This window comes from Ferdinandcohnia sp. FSL W7-1320, assembly GCF_038050315.1.
In the GTDB taxonomy this organism is placed as follows: Bacteria; Bacillota; Bacilli; order Bacillales; family Bacillaceae_L; genus Ferdinandcohnia; species Ferdinandcohnia aciditolerans.
Map to the genome: position 1 here is coordinate 580,277 of NZ_JBBPAM010000001.1, position 18,228 is coordinate 598,504.

Here is an 18,228-nt window from a genome sequence, read left to right on the forward strand (position 1 = left end):
GCCCCGGACACAAAAAAAGTGCCGGGGTTTTTGCTTATTATTTAACTTGGAAAATAAACCTAATATAGCCTGTCAAACACATATTTTGTTAATGGGAAGTTTGATGTATAATATTAAATGATTCAATAGTTGAAAGCGAGTGTTCTAAATGGGACGTAAATGGAACAATATTAAGGAAAAGAAAGCGTCTAAGGATGCAAACACAAGTAGAATCTACGCAAAATTTGGACGTGAAATTTATGTAGCAGCAAGACAGGGCGAGCCTGATCCTGAGTTAAACCAAAACTTAAAGGTCGTTCTTGAACGTGCAAAAACATATAATGTACCAAGAGCAATCATTGACCGTGCGATTGAAAAAGCAAAAGGTGGCGGAGAAGAAAATTACGATGAGCTTCGCTATGAAGGCTTTGGACCAAACGGATCAATGGTTATTGTTGATGCATTAACAAATAACGTGAACCGTACTGCATCTGAAGTGCGTGCAGCATTTGGTAAAAACGGTGGAAACATGGGTGTCAGTGGTTCAGTAGCCTATATGTTTGATGCAACAGCTGTGTTTGGTATCGAAGGAAAAACAGCCGATGAGGTATTAGAATTATTAATGGAAGCAGATGTAGATGTACGTGATATCTTGGAAGAGGAAGAATCTGTCATCGTCTACGCGGAGCCAGAACAATTCCATGCTGTCCAAGAAGCATTTACAAATGCTGGTATTACAGAGTTTGCAGTAGCAGAGCTTACCATGCTTGCTCAAAACGATGTAACCCTTCCAGAAGATGCACAAGCAAAATTCGAAAAAATGATCGATGCACTAGAAGACTTAGAAGACGTGCGCCAAGTCTACCACAACGTCGACCTAGGCGAATAACAAACAAACCAGACCCTTTGGGACAGAGGGACAGGTCCCCTGTCCCAAACCAAGGGTCTTTTTTTGTGTGTATAAAAGTGTGGGTCGAGGGGACAGGTTCCTTGTCCCACACTTTTTTACGAAAAAATTTTTCGAACATTGAAACTTTATAATCCTTTTTGCGTATGGATACTACAGAAGTTTTTTGAGGGGGAAGATTATGTATCCTGGAGATATGATGTTTAATGCTGTTCCAATTTTTATAATGATTGGGTTTATTGTTGTAATCGTACTCGTTATTCTTAATCTAGGAAAGGGAATCAATCAGTGGAAGAAGAACGAGGATTCTCCTAGGCTAAGTGTTCCTGCAATAATAAAATCAAAGCGCACACATGTTAGTAGACATACCCACCATCATACAGAGCCACACCACCACGATCATGTAACATCATCGACAAGTTACTATGTTACGTTTGAGTTTGAGAGTGGAGATCGATCTGAGTTTATGGTATCTGGTGGAGAGTACGGTCTTCTTGCCGAAGGGGATACGGGGAAACTGACATTTCAAGGAACACGTTATTTAGGGTTTGAAAGATTGTGAGCATAAAAGGATTTTGTCGATTTTTCTAGAATTATAGACATGAGGAGGGGTTTTACAATGTCAATTGAACGATTTTTAGAGGAACAAAATAAAGCAATTCGCGAATTACATATTAAAGGTGCAGAAGCATCATGGATGGCCGCCACAACTGGTGAAGAGGAGTGGAATGCAAAATCAGCAGAAGCAGAAACTGCTTACAGTGTTTATTTTTCAGATGCGGAGCGCTTTGAACAGGTGAAAGAATACCTCGAACAGACGGATGATTCAGTTCAAAAACGCCAGCTAGAACTACTATATTCACAAATGCTTGAAAACCAACTCCCGGAAGACAAACTAAAGGAAATGGTTGAATTATCAACAGAATTAGTAGGTGTATTTAATACATTCCGTGCGACTTTAGACGGAAAGCAAGTTTCGGAGAACGATGTTCGCCAAATTTTAATAAAAAGCAATGATCTTGAACTAAGAGAAGAAGCATGGCATGCAAGTAAGCAGATTGCAAAAGAAGTAGAAGAAAAATTATTGAAACTTGTGAAAAAGCGCAATGAGGCGGCCCGTTCACTAGGTTTTGAAAACTTCCATCAAATGAGTTTTGAATCACAGGAACTTGACCGTGAAGAGATTTTTTCTATTTTTACAGAGCTTAAGCAGCTTTCGGATGAACCATTCCGTGAACTAAAGCAGGAAATGGATGAAGAACTTGCTGAACGATTTGGTATCAAAGTAGAGGACCTGCGTCCATGGCATTATGCGGACCCGTTTTTCCAAGAGGCGCCGCCATCTAAGGAATTAGATTTGGATCCGTTTTATGATGGGAAAAATCTTGAAGAATTATCAACACAGACTTTCGCAAAAATGGGTATGGATATTACAGATATGCTGCAAAAAAGTGATCTGTATCCAAGAGAGAAGAAAAATCAGCATGCATTCTGTACCGATATTGATCGCGAGGGTGATGTACGTGTCTTAAGTAACAATGTACCTTCCGATTACTGGTCCAATACAATGCTACATGAATATGGGCATGCGGTTTATTTTAAATATATTGACCGTGATCTACCATTCCTATTGCGCAGTCCAGCACATACACTAACAACTGAGGCAATTGCGATGCTATACGGTCGTTTTGGGAAAAATCCTGAATGGCTTCAGCAGTTTTTAGGGTTAGATCAAGCGCAAGTTGAAGAGTTGAAGCCACTCATTGAAAAATCATTGCGTCGTCAAATGCTGATTGCGGGCCGTTGGATTATGACATTTGTGTTTTTCGAACGTGAGCTTTATGAAAATCCGGATCAGGATTTGAATCGTTTATGGTGGAAAATTGTCAGTGAGATTCAATTGTTAACGCCGCCAGAAAATCAGGATTATCCACATTGGGCTGCGAAAATTCATTTTACGTTGGTTCCGGTGTATTATCAAAACTATTTACTTGGTGAGTTAACAACTTCTCAGCTGCAGCGCTATATCGAGAAGAATATATCAACAGATCTTTTCACGGAAAAAGTGGGAGAATTTTTGTTAAATGATTTCTTTAAGCCAGGTGCGTTATATAATTGGAATGAAAAAATAGAAAGAGCCACTGGTGAGAGGCTAAACCCGCAACATTTTGTTGATCAGTTTGTTGCGGTAAAATAAAATGAGAGAGCATATCTCTCATTTTTTTCTTCAAGAGGAGGGTAAAAATGTTCTCTTTTTTTGGTGCGAAATGTGCGATTTGTAAAAGAAAAATTAAGCCTTTGCGACAATATGTCGATGATAAGGGGAATACAATAAAGGTGTGCATTCCATGCTCGGAATACGCGGAACGGCGGGCTTATAAAATTCGAAGATAAAGAAGGTTGAAATAAGTTGTATTTAACAGTTAAAGAAACAGCAGAATATTTATCAATCCCGGAAGAGCTTATAAAAAAACTTGTCCAAGAAAAAAAGGTACGTGCACTTTTCGATGGGGAACAATACTTATTAAATAAGGAACAATTCAACACTACCCTCGAGCAGCTTGAAAAATACAAAAAGCTCTACCTAGAATGGCTAAACGAACCCATCCCAGAAGATATTGATGTGAAGGATGAAGATTAAGGTGGAACACAGGGACAGGTCCCTTGTCCCACCATTTTTTTACAGGGGCAGTGTACTTGTCCCTAATACCCTTTCTTATAGTCCACGACATTCCTCGGCAGAACTCCGCCTTGAGCGTAGCTTTTTAGATTCGGGATAAAGATATCTTCAATGACACGTTTGGTGTAATGCTCTGTTGAACCAGACGTATGTGGTGTCACTATCACATTTTCAAAGTCCCACAGCGGGCTGTTTTCTTCAAGCGGTTCTTTTGTAAATACATCCAAACCTGCCCCAGCGATTTCTCCTGAGCGTAGTGCCTCAATTAAATCATCTTCAACAACAATTTCACCGCGTCCGATATTAATGAAAAATGCAGAAGACTTCATTTTTTTAAACTCTTCAGCCCCAAACAAATGATGCGTTTCATTAGTCAATGGCAAAGTTACTACGACATAATCACAATGAGGCAGAACATCAGACAGCTGGGCCGTTGTATACATCTCATCCACAAATTCCTCATCCCGGTCAGAGTGGCGAACCCCAATTACCTTCATACCAAAGGCCTTAGCAATCTTCGCCGTTTCCTTCCCAATATGACCGACACCTATAACCCCAATTGTCTTTTCATGAATTTCCAGATTCATATCGGCATGATGCCACTTTTTCTCTTGTTGATTACGGACATATGTATGTATTTTTCTCGTTAACCCGAGGATTAAGGCAAAAATAGTTTCTGAAATCGGATAGGCGTGAACTCCATTTGCGCTCGTCAGAACAATATTTTTCTGCTCCATTTCCTCAAGTGGCATACTATTGACACCAGCACTCCAGCTTTGTAACCAGCGAAGCTTTGAGTCAGCAAAAATGGAATGCTCCGCAATTTCTTTTTTCCAGCCAACAATAACCTCAGCATCTTTTAGATGATCTAACCAAACAGATGAATCTCGTCCCGCAACAATCTCCCAGTCAGGAACAATCTTTTTAATCTGATCCAAATGAAATTCTTCTATGTTTTGCGTAATAACTAGTTTTGCCATGTAAGTCCCACACCCCAATTTTTTATTTTTATCATAATACAGACTGGCACGTATTACCAGCCTCCGGTTCACAGGGACTGGTTCCGCGTCCCACCATATTTTTACAGGGACAAGGGACCTGTCCCTCCGTCCCATTTGTTTTAGTTGTTTGGTGGTACTCCAGCAGGATTGGAGTAACATCGCTATCCAGAAATTAGGAGGATGGAGGTATTCCAGTGGCGTTGGAGTATCATTATTACCCAGATATTAGGAAGGTGGTAGTAATCCAGCATCATTTGAGTAACATTAAAATCCAGAAATTAGGAGGATGGTGGTACTCCAACATCATTGGAGCAACATCAAAATCCAGAAATTAGGAAGATAATGATAATCCAGCCATATTGTAGTGTCACCACCTACCGAATCATAAGAAATTAATGGTACACAAGCCGGTTAGTTTTGCTCCGAGCAAGTAATTTTGACCAAATTTTGATGAAAATATGGCTAAAATGGTAATTCTATTTATTTGTGAAATATTTCACATGACATAAAACTTGTTCCGATGTATGATTGACTTGTAAGAAAGTTTGTTCAGTAGTGAACAAACTAAGTCTTAAAACAAACATATATGTAAACAACCTTTTATAGGATGGAGGTCATTGATGATGAAAGCATGGGATGGTTTTAAAGAAGGAAAATGGCAAAAGGACATTGATGTACGTGACTTCATAATAGAGAACTTTACACCATATGAGGGTGACGATGAATTTTTAGTGGGACCGACCGAAGCGACAAATACGCTATGGAAGCAGGTAATGGAGTTAACAAAGCAAGAGCTGGAAAATGGCGGCGTACTTGATATGGATACGAAAATTGTATCTACGATTACTTCACATGGTCCTGGTTACCTTGATCAGGAAAAGGAGAAAGTGGTTGGATTCCAAACGGATAAACCCTTTAAGCGCTCACTTCAACCGTTTGGTGGAATTAGAATGGCGGTTGATTCTGCGAAATCCTATGGGTTTGAAATAGACCAGGAGATTGTAAAGATCTTTACTGATTATCGAAAAACGCATAATCAAGGTGTATTTGATGCTTATACATCAGAAATGAGACTTGCGAGAAAAGCGGGTATTATTACAGGACTACCTGATGCATATGGTCGTGGAAGAATCATTGGTGATTATCGCAGGGTAGCCCTTTATGGTGTCGATAGACTCATTGAAGAAAAAAAGAAAGACCTTCTTGAAACTGGAAATGGAACCATGACTGACGACATCATTCGTGACAGAGAAGAACTTTCTGAACAAATTCGTGCACTACAGGAATTAAAGGAGCTAGCTGTCTCCTATGGCTATGACATTTCAGAACCGGCTACAAATGCAAGGGAAGCATTTCAATGGCTATACTTCGCGTATTTAGCAGCGATAAAAGAACAAAATGGGGCAGCGATGAGTTTAGGACGTGTGTCCACATTCCTAGATATCTATATTGAAAGAGACATTAAAAACGGCACTCTAACCGAGCAAGAAGCACAGGAAATTGTCGATCATTTTGTCATGAAACTGCGACTCGTTAAGTTTGCAAGAACACCAGATTACAATGAGCTATTTAGTGGTGACCCTACTTGGGTGACAGAATCTCTAGCAGGTGTTGCGCTTGATGGGCGTCCATTGGTTACAAAAAACTCATTCCGTTTCTTGCATACTCTAGACAATCTTGGACCAGCACCTGAACCAAACCTAACTGTACTTTGGTCAGTGAAGTTACCTGAAAACTATAAGAAATACTGCGCAAAAATGTCTATCAAAACAAGCTCCATTCAATATGAAAATGACGACATTATGCGAGAAACGTATGGGGACGACTATGGCATCGCGTGTTGTGTATCGGCGATGACAATTGGAAAGCAAATGCAATTTTTCGGAGCAAGAGCGAACCTAGCGAAAGCTTTAATCTACGCAATCAATGGTGGAATTGATGAAAAACTGAAAATCCAAGTTGGTCCGACATACTCACCAATTACCTCAGAGTATCTAGACTATGAGGAAGTTCTTGAAAAATATGACCTCATGCTTGAATGGCTTGCAGGACTTTATGTAAATACATTAAATATCATTCACTACATGCATGATAAATACAGCTATGAACGATTAGAAATGGCATTGCATGACCGTGAAATCTTACGAACAATGGCATGCGGAATCGCGGGGCTATCTGTGGTCGCTGATTCACTAAGTGCTATCAAACATGCTAAGGTTAAAACCATTCGGGATGAAAACGGAATTGTAGTAGATTACGAGACTGAAGGAGACTTCCCGAAATACGGAAACAATGATGATCGTGTTGACGACATCGCAGTTGAGCTTGTGAAGCGTTTTATGAATAAGATTAAAAAACATAAAACATACCGCGACTCTGTTCACACACAATCCATTTTAACCATCACATCTAATGTCGTGTATGGGAAAAAGACAGGAAACACACCTGATGGCCGTAAAGCTGGGGAACCATTTGCTCCTGGTGCTAATCCACTCCACGGCCGTGACACAAAGGGTACACTTGCTTCATTGAGTTCTGTCGCGAAGCTTCCATATGAATACGCGTTAGATGGAATCTCAAATACTTTCTCAATCGTACCGAGAGCTTTAGGAAGAGAGGAAGAAGCGAGAATTAGTAACCTAGCAGGTTTACTTGATGGATATATGATGAAAAAAGGTCACCATTTAAATGTGAACGTCTTTGACAGAGAAACATTAATGGATGCAATGGAACATCCGGAGTTATATCCGCAATTAACAATTCGTGTATCAGGTTATGCCGTGAACTTTATCAAACTAACAAGAGAACAACAAATTGATGTGATAAACCGAACATTCCACGAAACCATGTAAGGATGTAAGAAAAGAGGAGGACGATTAGCATGAACGGACGCATTCATTCCATTGAAACCTGTGGAACGGTAGATGGACCAGGACTACGTTATGTTATTTTCACTCAGGGGTGTTTGCTCCGTTGCCAGTTTTGTCATAACCCTGATACTTGGAAATTAAATATGGGGAAGGAAATGAGTGTTTCAGAGATTATCAATGATATCAAAACCTATCTTCCTTTTTTCCAAGCATCGGGCGGTGGTGTTACCGTAAGTGGTGGTGAGCCTTTGCTTCAACTTGACTTTCTAATCGAGTTGTTTAAAGAATGCAAGAAGCTTGGTATTCACACTACGATTGATAGTTCTGGCGGATGCTTTACACGTGCTCCTCATTTTATGGAGAAATTAGAGGAATTACTGCCACTAACTGACTTAATTTTACTAGATATTAAGGAAATCGACCCGATAAAGCATAAGGAGTTAACGGGCCTATCCAATGAACATATACTGGATTTTGCTCAGTTTCTATCAGATAAAAATGTTCCAGTTTGGGTTCGACATGTACTCGTTCCAACAATTAGCGATAATGATGAGGATCTTACAAAACTATCAGAGTTTATAAAAACACTAACAAATGTGAAAAAAATTGAAGTCCTCCCATACCACAAACTCGGTATCTACAAATGGGAAAGTCTAGGTCTGGAATACAAACTCAAAGGAGTCGAACCCCCAACCGAACAACGAGTCAAAAATGCAGAAAAAATCCTAGGGGCATAGGGTCTCTCACCTGGGACATAGGGACAGGTCCCGTGTCCCACCATATTTTTACAATCAACTTAACAAGTAAGCGGCGATAGGAGCATATAATCTTCCTCTTGCTGCTTTTTTTGTTGGGATATGAGCCGATTTCAAAGCAGGAGATATGGTACAGATAACGAAATGTAGTTGAGGATAAAAAATTTTAAGTAAGTTGAAACAAATTCGGGGTTGAAACGACTTATTACTGATTGGGGGCGAGGCATTGGAGAATATGTCGTTCGATATAGAAACTATTTATGATACGTATTACCGGGATGTTTATCATTTTGCACTCTTTTATACAAATAACCGTCAAGAAGCAGAAGATATCACACAAGATACTTTTATTAAAATTATGAAAAACTTAGGCAGTCTACAAAATCCAGAAAGATTGAAAACATGGATTTTCTCGATAGCAAAGCATACGGCAATTGATCTTAAACGAAAACAAAAGTTTATTCAATACTTACCAGATTGGATCTACGAAAAGGAATCAGAAGAAGCTACGCCTGAAAAGAAGGCCATCCAAAAGAAAGAATGGGAAGAACTACAAGAAGCTCTCATAAAATTAAAGCCTACTTATCGGTCCATCATTATCTTACGCGGACTAAAAGAGTTGTCTGTTAAAGAAACCGCTGAAATCATGGGATGCAGTGAAAGGAAAGTACGTGTCGATTACCACAGAGCGATTCAACAAATGAAAAAACATATTATAGTACACGAGGAAAGGTGGGGACTCAATGAACAATCGAAATGATGAGAAATGGTTAAAGCCTTTAAAAAATCGTCCTGACCTTGAACCAAATCAAATTTTTGCAAAAGAGCTAAAGAAAACACTAAAGGAAAAACAAATAATAAAAAGAAGAAATTTTTCAGGGCTCAAAATGTGGGTCCCTGTAACAGCGGCAATTCTGCTGTTCTCCATCATATCTATGTCCTATGTGACAAGTAATTTAGATCAAGGGCAGCAGCCAGTAGAAACCGAAACCAAGGAAACTGCAAATGTCATTAATCCGGATTTTGATGCATTGTTGGCCGAGAATCCTGCGTATCAACAAATGTATGAATCAGTCTTAAAGGTAACGACAATAGAAAAAGCTAGTAAGCTAGTAGTCCATTTCTTTGAGGCACTTCATGTCGAAGATAAGGAATTCCTTAAAAATAATGTGTTTTTTGTGGCAAATCCGGAAAAGGAAGTTGATGTATTACTTGATTTTTACAAGGGGATTGATGTGAAATCCATAGCTGTTAGCGAGTTAAATGAAAGTCAGGCAGAACCTAGTCTAGAAATTGTCTTTTCTTACAAACAAAATAATGAGGAAAAACTCCATCATATTCATATTAATTACTGGGATGAAACAACAGTAGAAATTTATGCCCCTCTAGACGAGTATGTACCAGAGGTCAAAAATGATCTAGAGCTTAATGAGGTAGAAAGAGTAGCTTATGAGGAATTCAAGCTTGAGCATGATCTTGAGGCAATAAGAACACTAGAGCCAATCAGTGTTGCGAAACTATATCTCCAAGCGAATGCGGACGGTGATCAGGAAACTTCATATGCTCTGTACACAACAAGAGAAGAGTATGTGATGTGGTCGAAAGAGGAAGATAAGAAGTACTGGGAAAAAGAAACAAGGAATCCCGAAAGCTACAAGGAACCTTTTTACGGTTTAGGTTCAGGAACGTTTCACCAAACGAACGAATATCAAGGATATATTTCCTTTCGTAATCAAAATGGAGACATGGGCTTCCAAATGGTAAAAGATGAAAACGGCGTATGGAAAGTAGCCTTCATGCCAATTCAATAGTGAAATTAAAAAATCCAACCTCATTTAATCGGGAGGTTGGATTTTAATTATTGAAGTCTAAAGCCTTCTTCATATAAATAGTCTTCGGCTTCATCATAGGAGCCAAAGGCTTCTTCTAAGTTTAGGCCGGAATATATATTCCACCATTCATCCTCGAGTACAAGTAGTAATGTATGTCCCTCATCATTAACCCAACGTTCTTCCTGTCCTTCACCAATGATGGCATTTTCCCTTGCTAAAGGAGAGTTCGCAGAAAGGGATTGAATCGATTCTTTCACGATTCGTCTTAGCTCAGCTTCGGAGAAATCCCGTATATTAATAAATCCCTTCGCATCGACTTCGTAGTTTTGAAGGTTTCCGGCGTACACAAAGCCATTACCATTTGGATGAAGATGCTGTACAACAATCTTCTTTTCAAAGACGCTGTCATTATAATGAAAATTAACTCTCCCTAAAGATACATTTTTTCGTTCCAATTCCGGGAATGATTCGATGACCTTAAGTTTTTCCTCGAAAGATAGCATATTCATGTCCTCATTTCTTTTAATAAATAATTTATTGAATGATTTCCTTCACTCGCCCAACTTGTCCATCCTCTAATCGAACCTTAATTCCGTGGGGATGGAAACTAGACTTCGTTAAAATATCTTTCACAATTCCTTTTGTCAGTATACCAGTACGCTGGTCTTTCTTTAACACAATTTGAACTTCAATTCCCGGTACTATATCAGCACGATTCTGCCCATTCATCACAAAAACCCTTCCATTAATTATTTGTCTACCTAGTTTACCCTACATTGGGACAAAGGGACAGGTCCCGCGTCCCACCATAATTTTCCTGGGACAGTGTACCTGTCCCTCTGACCCACCTTCCGGTCGAGCCCACCGAGCTGACTCACACAAAAAAAGATGGCCCTCAGGCCATCTTCACCTTTAATATAGCTGTATAGGATGCATCGTTGATTCTAATGCTTTGAATTCATAGCCTTGCTCTTTAAGATAGTCTAATAGTTTAGGTAAATGCTCGAGTGTCTCTGGTCTTTCGTGCAACAGAATGACAATTGGCTGATTGACACGATTCAATTTAGTTAGCTGCTCAATTACACTATCTACGTACCGGCTATCCCGAAATTGCCAATCCCGGCTGTCAATATTCCAATCCCACATCTTGTAGCCAGCAACATCTACAGCTTCTTTATATGCGTCAGTCATATATGGTGCGCTGCCAAATGGAGTGCGGATGAGATCTGATTCGATTCCTGTTAATTCAAAAAGCGTCTGTTGTGTTTGGTCCATTTCACCAACAACGGATTTCGAAGATTGATAGAATTTGTTTTTATCATGTGTGACACCATGAAGTCCTACGCTATGTCCTTTACTTGCCATTTCCTTGACTGCATCAGGATAATTTTTCATATTGTTGTCTAACATAAAAAAAGTTGCTTTCGCATCATACTGATCGAGTAAAGCAAGGATATCCTTTGAAACCTTATGAGGACCGTCGTCAAAAGTGAGATAAACAGCCCTTGAAGGAGGGGCAGGTGTTTCCTTTGGTGCTACCTGTTCTTGATCGTCTTCCTGTTTCACATCTTCTTTGGGAGTTGTTGGTTGCACAGGATCTGGATCTGGTGCTGGTTCTTTTGTTGGCTCAGTTGTAGGTGCGGAATCTTCTTTAGCGGGTTTTTCCGCTTCAATATTTCCTGTTGGTTTGTCATCAACTCTAAGTTCATCATCTATTGGTTCATATTTTTCAGGAGATTCAGCAGGTGCTACAACCTCAATTATCGGTTCAGATGCATCTGCTTCTAGAAAAAACTTAGTTTTAAGTAGAAAAAAAGAATACAAGAGTAACAACACAATAAAGCCAAACAACGCAATAATTTTGACAATGTTGCCCTTTTTCATTTTTCTCGCATTCGACATTAAGCATACCTTCTTCGCTGTGATATTCTTCAATATATAAGACGTTTATATTGCGGAAACGTTTCAGTTTTATTACAACATTTTTACAAGATTTGTATAGACAAGCCTTATAGTAACATATGGAAAGACTTTGAGGAAGAAGAAATTATGGAAAAAAAAGGTTTTTGAGAATCAAATGCTCGTAGTCTAATATAATAAAGGACAATTTACTTGTTTCAACGATAAAAATAGTTAATAATCCACTTATAAGATCTTTTAATGAAGGGGGATTCTCGATTTGAAAATGAGGGTTTCAGCCGTTCAATATCATCTTCACACAATCAGTTCCTTTGATGAATTTGCGGCTCAATGTGAGCATTATATAAAAACTGCAATGGAATTTGAAGCGGAATTTATTTTATTTCCAGAATTCTTCACTACACAGCTTTTATCAATTGGTAGGGAGGACGGTTCAAGTCTCACTATTGATGATCTACCAAGCTTTACTGAAAGCTACCGACAGCTTTTTTCAAACCTTGCCAAACAATACAATGTCCACATTATTGGCGGAACACATGTCATCCGAAAGGGCGACCACCTCAACAACGTGGCTCATTTATTTTATCCGGATGGAAAAATTGGGGAGCAGGCCAAGCTGCATATTACCCCAACTGAAGTGAACGAATGGAATATGACTCCAGGAGAAGATTTCCAAGTTTTCGATACAGATAAAGGTCGTATTGCAATGTTAACTTGCTATGATATCGAGTTCCCTGAAATTGTTCGAATCGCAAAGGCAAAGGGTGCCGATGTGATCTTTTGCCCATCTTGTACAGATGACCGCCATGGCTTCCATCGTGTGCGTTATACAAGCCATGCAAGAGCTGTGGAAAACCAAGTCTATGTTGTTGGAACAGGCACGGTTGGTACTCTACCAACGGTTGATTTTATGCGTGCAAACTTTGGTCAGGCAGCGGTTATTACACCAAATGATATTCCATTCCCACCAAAAGGAATTTTAGTGGAAGGTGAAGTAAACAACGACATGATTGTAACAGCAGACCTTGATTTGGATCTTCTCTATGAAGTACGTGAACGAGGTGCGGTTACAACATGGCGTGACCGTAGAACGGACCTTTATCCTGATTGGAAATAATTGAAAGAGAGTGAATGAGATGGAATACAAAAGAATAACAAGCATCAATGACCCGTTATTTTTTAAAATGCATGAATTAATGAAAAGTGTGTTTCCTAAAGAGGAAGTTCTAGACTTTGAACTTTGGAAGGAGCCGCTTGAGGACCCTAGTATTCGTGTTTTCGTTGCGGTACATGACGATGAGGTCGTTGGGACAACGGAATACCGTTATTATCCAGACTGGAACATTGCAATGACTGACTTTACGATCATCGGTCAACCAGGATTGAGTATCGGTCGCTTTTTAGCACAAAACCGCAGTAAGGATTTACAGGAGTTAGCTGCTGTAAATGGTAAAGAGTTATTCGGAATGTTTGCTGAAATCTACGATCCGTATCAAGTTGCACACTATGAATTTGGAACAGTTAAACCAATGGATCCGTTCGTGCGCCGTGAGGTTCTGTCTCATCTTGGTTATAAACGTATAGAACTCGACTATGTTCACCCATCATGGAACAATGACGGGGAAGCAGTTAAGGGGCTAGATCTATGTTTCATGCCTAGTGATGACCAAGTATCTGAATTACCAAGCCAATTGGTTGTTGATTTCTTAACAACGTATTATACAGTTCTTCCAAACAAACCAGCAGATTGGCTTGAAATGGTGAACAGTCTAAAAGAAATAGAAACCGTAAACTTACTTCCATTATAATAATAGATCCATATTTAAATCTAAATGGTTTAAATATGGATTTTTTTTGTCTGAAAAATGTCTGAAAAACGACATGTGATATAAATCATATTCCAGCGGGGGAGAGAGGATTTACAATAAAGTAAGAAGTGTATGTTTGGAAGGTTTTTTGGCGTGGAGAATTCAAATTCGCAGGAATGTAACCTTCTGAGCAACCAATATCCGAAAAGCTGGTGATATTGTGATTAGTCAAATTTTAGATGGTTTTAGTTTTCACTCCCAATGGAATGGGGGTATCATCTTTTTTACCTTGATATTAATTGTCTTATATATGTTCCTATTACCAACACCAAAAGATCATCCGAAGCATAAATCCATAGCGTTTGCCGGAAGTATGCTGCTAATTCTTTTGGCTGTGGGAAGTCCTTTGAACCTATTAGGGCGCATGCTGTTTCGTGCTCACATCATACAGATTGTTGTTGTACTTCTTATTGCAGCACCTTTGATTGTAATGGGATTAAAGACCAATCTGCTTGAAAAAGCACTTCGAAAAAATAGTGTGAAAAAGGTTTACAGTGTTTTAACTCATCCCGTGTTTACAATAATTCTCTTCCACGGTTTGTTAATTGGATATCACGTACCTGTTATGTTTGACTGGATTCGAACAGGATACTTTACAAACTATTTCTTTTTAATTGGCTTGATAGTAGCAGCCGTCTTACTGTGGTGGCCAATCATCGGACCGATCAAAGAGCATGATCAGATGACTTTTAAGAAAAAGCTCATTTATATAGTGGTCAACATCGTATTGTTTTTACCAGTGACTCTGTTTTTATGGCTCGCAAAAGATGCGTTGTATTCTGTATATAGTGACACAAGTCAAATGCTTGCTGCATTGGCATTATGTATGCCTCTTGGGGAAGAGATTCCGCCGGATTTATTAGAAACGCTACTCCCCTATCCACCAATTGGAGAACAAAAAAACGGAGCAATCATCCTATTTATTACACAAACACTGATACTCGGCTTGAGTGCAATATGGTTGTATATGAAAAAAGGCAGGAAGTGAATTCCTGCCTTTATTGTTTAACTTAGTTTTCCAATGTAGGCTAATTCTGAGACGTCATTTGAGTCGGTAGAGCCATCAAGAATTTTGCGGATATCGAGTAAAGTATCCTGTAAACTAATCGATTCTCCTTTTTTACCTGTAAAGGCTTCGGCTACATAAAATGGTTGAGTTAAATATGCTTCAAGACGCTCACCACGTTTGTAGGTTTGGACTTCTGTTTCTGGTAGCTTTTCAAGCCCATGCACAGTAACGAGTGAACGGAGCTCGCGGTATCTTCGTAATAGTTTTTTTGCTCGCTGTTGGATTGTGAAATGTGTTTGGTCTAGGTGTGCCCCTTCAAGGACAGAAGAGGTTGAGTATACTGGATTGATTGCAGGATATTGATGTCTTGCAGTGAGGTCAGCGTCAAATTGCCATAAGGTTTCAAGTGGTCCAAATGGAACATCCTCATCTACAACATCCCCTTTTAAGTCCACAAGAACCGTTGTAACAGAGTTAATTCCAATTGAATGTAATTTTTCTTGCAAGATTTGGATATCCCCTGTGATTACATGTGATCGGTCAGCTGCAAAAACAATTTCACTCGACTTTCCAAGCTTTGCAATTTCATCGTAGGCTTCTTTAATTGTTTTTACTTGGAATTGAACTTCATCTAAAACATCAGTAATTCCTAGATGATCCCCTTCCGGTAAAAGCAATACTGTCTTGAAATCATTGTTACGCAAGCGATGGAATAATTCGGCAAGAACTACAAGTTGCCCCATTCCTGGGCGAGCGACAAGACCAACTGTACCACCTTTTGCTAACGGAGCAAATACATCAAGCGTTTTAATCCCAGTTTCAATCATTTCCATTTTCTCCCCTCGAATTAATAATTCATCCACACTACATTCAGCTAAATCAGCAAGCGCCACAAGTGTGCGTACCTCTGCACGACCTACAGGAATTTTTCCAGTACACAGATTGGATACAGTGGCTGGACGTAATCCCACAGAACGGGCAGCAGTTGTTAAATTGGGTACTCTTCTGCGCAGCAATGAAACATTGAGTCGAATATCTTCCAAATTTTTCACCTCCTGTTACTTTTTAGAGTAAACTAAATTCCGCTTTGACGCAATAGATATTTTCCTTACAGCGTAATTTTTTTTACGGTTGTGGGTTAAGAGTTCTAAAATTGATAGAACAAAACTGTCATAAGGAAAAACGTAACGTTTGTCCAATCTTAGTGAACCAGGCCACACATCTTTCAAATGAGTGGCTATTTACATAATCTCAAACTTAATAAAGGCGAACGGGTGGCCATAATTATACTCTCACAAGGCGAAAGCTGAATAAGTGAGGGTACTCAATGAGGCGTATCATACCCTCACAAAGCGAAATCCACCCAAGTGAGGGTACGAATAAGGTGTAATCGTACCCTCACCAGCCCAGAGCCACCCCAGTGAGGGTGCGAAAAAGGAGTAATCGTACCCTCACCATCCACAGAAAACTCTCTCGAGGGTACGAACCCGACCGAATGCGACTATCCCTACAACCTAAACAAGAATACACCCACCAACCGTATCCCATACTAAACCTAAAAACGGAAAAACAAGGAGCTGCCATGACGGAAATCATACCTGAATCATTTTTTCATCAACCTACATTAGAACTAGCAAAAGCTCTCCTCGGATGTAAGCTTATAAAAGAAACCGAACAGGGCGTAGCATCAGGCTATATTGTAGAAACTGAAGCCTACAAAGGCCCACTTGATCGCGCAGCGCATTCTTTTAACAATCGAAGGACGAAGCGGACAGAGGTGATGTTCGGCAAACCGGGTCATGTCTATACTTATCAGATGCACACTCATTGTCTCGTGAATGTTGTCAGTAACGAAATGGACATACCAGAAGCGATTCTTATCCGAGCGGTGGAGCCAGACCAAGGTATTGACCTCATGTATGAACGCCGCGGTCAAATGCCCATCAAAAATCTAACAAACGGACCAGGAAAACTAACGAAAGCATTAGGAATAACAATGGAGGACTATGGACGCACATTTTTTGAACCACCCATATACATCACTAAAGGCTATATTCCAGAAAACATCTCAATCGGTCCACGAATTGGTATCGAAAATACAGGAGAGGCAAAGGATTATCCGTGGCGATTTTGGATCACTGACAATCCGTTTGTTTCCCGTAAAAGATAAGGGTTTGCTCATACCTGAGCAGCCCTTTTTTTCATAAAAACTTACGCCTTCTAAGCCTCAGGTCCTAGTGAAAAATATAACTGGGGCTCATTATAGCAAATCGAAATTCAGGATAAGATTGAATCATGAAAGGAGGAAGTAAACATGAAAAAATTCGGATTGTTTATTCTTGGAGGTATTGCAGCAATTGTGCTTTTATCGCAGGTTGGACCACTGATTGGTTTAGTGATTAGCCTAGCCATTCTGTATTTTGCATTTAAACAGTTTATGAAAACTGATTCAACGCTAGGTAAGGTAATATGGGCCACTGTCGGGGTTATCGCTCTTATTGCATCAGCTTCAAATGCACCTGCAATTCTAGGCGTCGTAGCAGCATACATCCTCTATGTTGTCATTAAAAAATGGAAAAAAGAAAAAAACGAAGTCGTTACTGAATCATCTGACCCATTTACTAACTTTGAAAGACAATGGGCTGAATTGAACAAACGTTAATTAATAGAAATACGATTATTCATTAAAAAGGAGAATGATAAAAATGGCAAACCTATTAACTCGTATCAAGGACACAATTTTAGCAGATTTTCATGGCATATTAGATGAGAAAGAAAAGAAAAACCCAATCTCGTTACTTAACCAGTACCTACGTCAATGTGAGGCGGAAGTTGAGAAGGTTCGCAAGCTTGTCGAGCGTCAGCACTCTCTAAAGGATCAATTTGCAAGAGAACATCGCGAAGCAGCAGAACTTGCTGAAAAACGTAAATACCAAGCGGATGTAGCGCAACAAGCTGGAGAAACGGAATTATATGAGTTTGCTGTTCAGGAACAAGTTTCATATGAAGAACGTGCTGCTAAATTACAAGAAGCAATAAAAAATACAGCAGCAGAACTTATCGGCCTTGAGAAAAAGTATGAGGAAATGAAGCATAAGCTAAAAGACATGCATATTAAGCGTATGGAACTAATGGGGCGTGAGAACATTGCGCGAGCGAATCATCGCATGAACCAAGTTCTGGACACAAATGCATATACGAATAAGGCTTCAAGAACTTTTGAAGAAATGGAATCATATCTTGCTCGTCTTGAACATCAAGTAAATTCTTCTTATCATCGCAATACAATCGATGCAAGAATTGCACAACTTGAAAAAGAAGTGAAAAATGAAGAAACACATTCAATTTCATAGTGAAAACATGGTATTCTAAGAAGGCGTAGACAATCTACGTCTTCTTAGCCCCTA

The 18,228-nt window shown here is 39.5% G+C and carries 19 protein-coding genes; 14 read left to right on the top strand and 5 right to left on the bottom strand.

Features of this window, described 5'->3' with window-relative positions; all coding sequences use genetic code 11:
* Nucleotides 1-148 precede the first annotated feature (148 nt).
* The 4 genes from NST91_RS02865 (at nucleotide 149) to NST91_RS02880 (ending at nucleotide 3,527) form a co-directional block, all read left to right on the top strand.
* Entirely contained in the window at nucleotides 149-868 is a 720-nt protein-coding gene (locus NST91_RS02865) for a YebC/PmpR family DNA-binding transcriptional regulator (RefSeq protein ID WP_341329933.1), read from the top strand.
* A 199-nt stretch (nucleotides 869-1,067) separates the two neighbouring features.
* A complete protein-coding gene (locus tag NST91_RS02870; RefSeq protein ID WP_341329934.1) occupies nucleotides 1,068-1,448 on the top strand; it encodes a DUF2500 domain-containing protein in 381 nt (126 codons plus the stop codon).
* 57 nt (nucleotides 1,449-1,505) lie between these two features.
* Nucleotides 1,506-3,083, top strand: coding sequence for a M2 family metallopeptidase (locus NST91_RS02875; RefSeq protein ID WP_341329935.1), 1,578 nt, complete (start codon nucleotides 1,506-1,508; stop codon nucleotides 3,081-3,083).
* A gap of 213 nt (nucleotides 3,084-3,296) precedes the next feature.
* The gene (locus NST91_RS02880; RefSeq protein ID WP_341329936.1) at nucleotides 3,297-3,527 is read left to right on the top strand and encodes an excisionase family DNA-binding protein; all 231 of its coding nucleotides are present in this window, start codon (nucleotides 3,297-3,299) and stop codon (nucleotides 3,525-3,527) included.
* A gap of 62 nt (nucleotides 3,528-3,589) precedes the next feature.
* Here the strand turns inward: NST91_RS02880 and NST91_RS02885 are convergent, their stop codons facing one another.
* The gene (locus NST91_RS02885) at nucleotides 3,590-4,546 is read right to left on the bottom strand and encodes a D-2-hydroxyacid dehydrogenase (protein WP_341329937.1); all 957 of its coding nucleotides are present in this window, start codon (nucleotides 4,544-4,546) and stop codon (nucleotides 3,590-3,592) included.
* 644 nt (nucleotides 4,547-5,190) lie between these two features.
* On the opposite strand from NST91_RS02885, the gene pflB reads away from it, so the two are divergent.
* From pflB to NST91_RS02905, 4 genes are all read left to right on the top strand, one after another.
* Nucleotides 5,191-7,419, top strand: coding sequence for a formate C-acetyltransferase (gene pflB, locus NST91_RS02890; protein ID WP_341333473.1), 2,229 nt, complete (start codon nucleotides 5,191-5,193; stop codon nucleotides 7,417-7,419).
* Between the two features lie 29 nt (nucleotides 7,420-7,448).
* A complete protein-coding gene (gene pflA, locus NST91_RS02895) occupies nucleotides 7,449-8,174 on the top strand; it encodes a pyruvate formate-lyase-activating protein (protein ID WP_341329938.1) in 726 nt (241 codons plus the stop codon).
* A 253-nt stretch (nucleotides 8,175-8,427) separates the two neighbouring features.
* A complete protein-coding gene (locus NST91_RS02900; RefSeq protein ID WP_341333474.1) occupies nucleotides 8,428-8,952 on the top strand; it encodes an RNA polymerase sigma factor in 525 nt (174 codons plus the stop codon).
* A complete protein-coding gene (locus NST91_RS02905) occupies nucleotides 8,936-10,003 on the top strand; it encodes a hypothetical protein (protein WP_341329939.1) in 1,068 nt (355 codons plus the stop codon). Before NST91_RS02900 ends, NST91_RS02905 begins: the two co-directional genes overlap by 17 nt.
* A 47-nt stretch (nucleotides 10,004-10,050) precedes the next feature.
* Here the strand turns inward: NST91_RS02905 and NST91_RS02910 are convergent, their stop codons facing one another.
* The 3 genes from NST91_RS02910 to NST91_RS02920 form a co-directional block, all read right to left on the bottom strand.
* Nucleotides 10,051-10,527, bottom strand: a complete 477-nt coding sequence (locus NST91_RS02910; RefSeq protein ID WP_341329940.1) for a hypothetical protein — start codon at nucleotides 10,525-10,527, stop codon at nucleotides 10,051-10,053.
* A gap of 31 nt (nucleotides 10,528-10,558) precedes the next feature.
* The gene (locus tag NST91_RS02915; RefSeq protein WP_099354078.1) at nucleotides 10,559-10,753 is read right to left on the bottom strand and encodes a YwbE family protein; all 195 of its coding nucleotides are present in this window, start codon (nucleotides 10,751-10,753) and stop codon (nucleotides 10,559-10,561) included.
* Between the two features lie 183 nt (nucleotides 10,754-10,936).
* Nucleotides 10,937-11,926 carry a polysaccharide deacetylase family protein gene (locus tag NST91_RS02920; RefSeq protein WP_341329941.1) on the bottom strand — a complete coding sequence of 330 codons (990 nt, stop codon included), beginning with the start codon at nucleotides 11,924-11,926 and terminating at the stop codon, nucleotides 10,937-10,939.
* Nucleotides 11,927-12,203: 277 nt separating this feature from the next.
* Here NST91_RS02920 and NST91_RS02925 point away from each other — a divergent pair, with 277 nt between their 5' ends.
* The 3 genes from NST91_RS02925 (at nucleotide 12,204) to NST91_RS02935 (ending at nucleotide 14,800) form a co-directional block, all read left to right on the top strand.
* Nucleotides 12,204-13,061, top strand: a complete 858-nt coding sequence (locus NST91_RS02925; RefSeq protein WP_341329942.1) for a carbon-nitrogen hydrolase family protein — start codon at nucleotides 12,204-12,206, stop codon at nucleotides 13,059-13,061.
* A gap of 19 nt (nucleotides 13,062-13,080) precedes the next feature.
* The gene (locus NST91_RS02930; protein WP_341329943.1) at nucleotides 13,081-13,752 is read left to right on the top strand and encodes a GNAT family N-acetyltransferase; all 672 of its coding nucleotides are present in this window, start codon (nucleotides 13,081-13,083) and stop codon (nucleotides 13,750-13,752) included.
* Between the two features lie 220 nt (nucleotides 13,753-13,972).
* The gene (locus NST91_RS02935; protein WP_341329944.1) at nucleotides 13,973-14,800 is read left to right on the top strand and encodes a cytochrome c oxidase assembly protein; all 828 of its coding nucleotides are present in this window, start codon (nucleotides 13,973-13,975) and stop codon (nucleotides 14,798-14,800) included.
* Nucleotides 14,801-14,817: 17 nt separating this feature from the next.
* Here NST91_RS02935 and NST91_RS02940 read toward each other — a convergent pair whose 3' ends face one another.
* Nucleotides 14,818-15,864, bottom strand: a complete 1,047-nt coding sequence (locus NST91_RS02940; protein WP_341329945.1) for an ATP synthase beta subunit C-terminal domain-containing protein — start codon at nucleotides 15,862-15,864, stop codon at nucleotides 14,818-14,820.
* A gap of 539 nt (nucleotides 15,865-16,403) precedes the next feature.
* On the opposite strand from NST91_RS02940, the gene NST91_RS02945 reads away from it, so the two are divergent.
* From NST91_RS02945 to NST91_RS02955, 3 genes are all read left to right on the top strand, one after another.
* Nucleotides 16,404-16,991 carry a DNA-3-methyladenine glycosylase gene (locus tag NST91_RS02945; RefSeq protein ID WP_341329946.1) on the top strand — a complete coding sequence of 196 codons (588 nt, stop codon included), beginning with the start codon at nucleotides 16,404-16,406 and terminating at the stop codon, nucleotides 16,989-16,991.
* 144 nt (nucleotides 16,992-17,135) lie between these two features.
* Entirely contained in the window at nucleotides 17,136-17,483 is a 348-nt protein-coding gene (locus NST91_RS02950) for a lmo0954 family membrane protein (RefSeq protein ID WP_341329947.1), read from the top strand.
* A 43-nt stretch (nucleotides 17,484-17,526) separates the two neighbouring features.
* Nucleotides 17,527-18,174: a PspA/IM30 family protein gene (locus NST91_RS02955; RefSeq protein WP_341329948.1), complete on the top strand. Its 648-nt coding sequence runs from the start codon at nucleotides 17,527-17,529 to the stop codon at nucleotides 18,172-18,174.
* Nucleotides 18,175-18,228 lie beyond the last annotated feature (54 nt).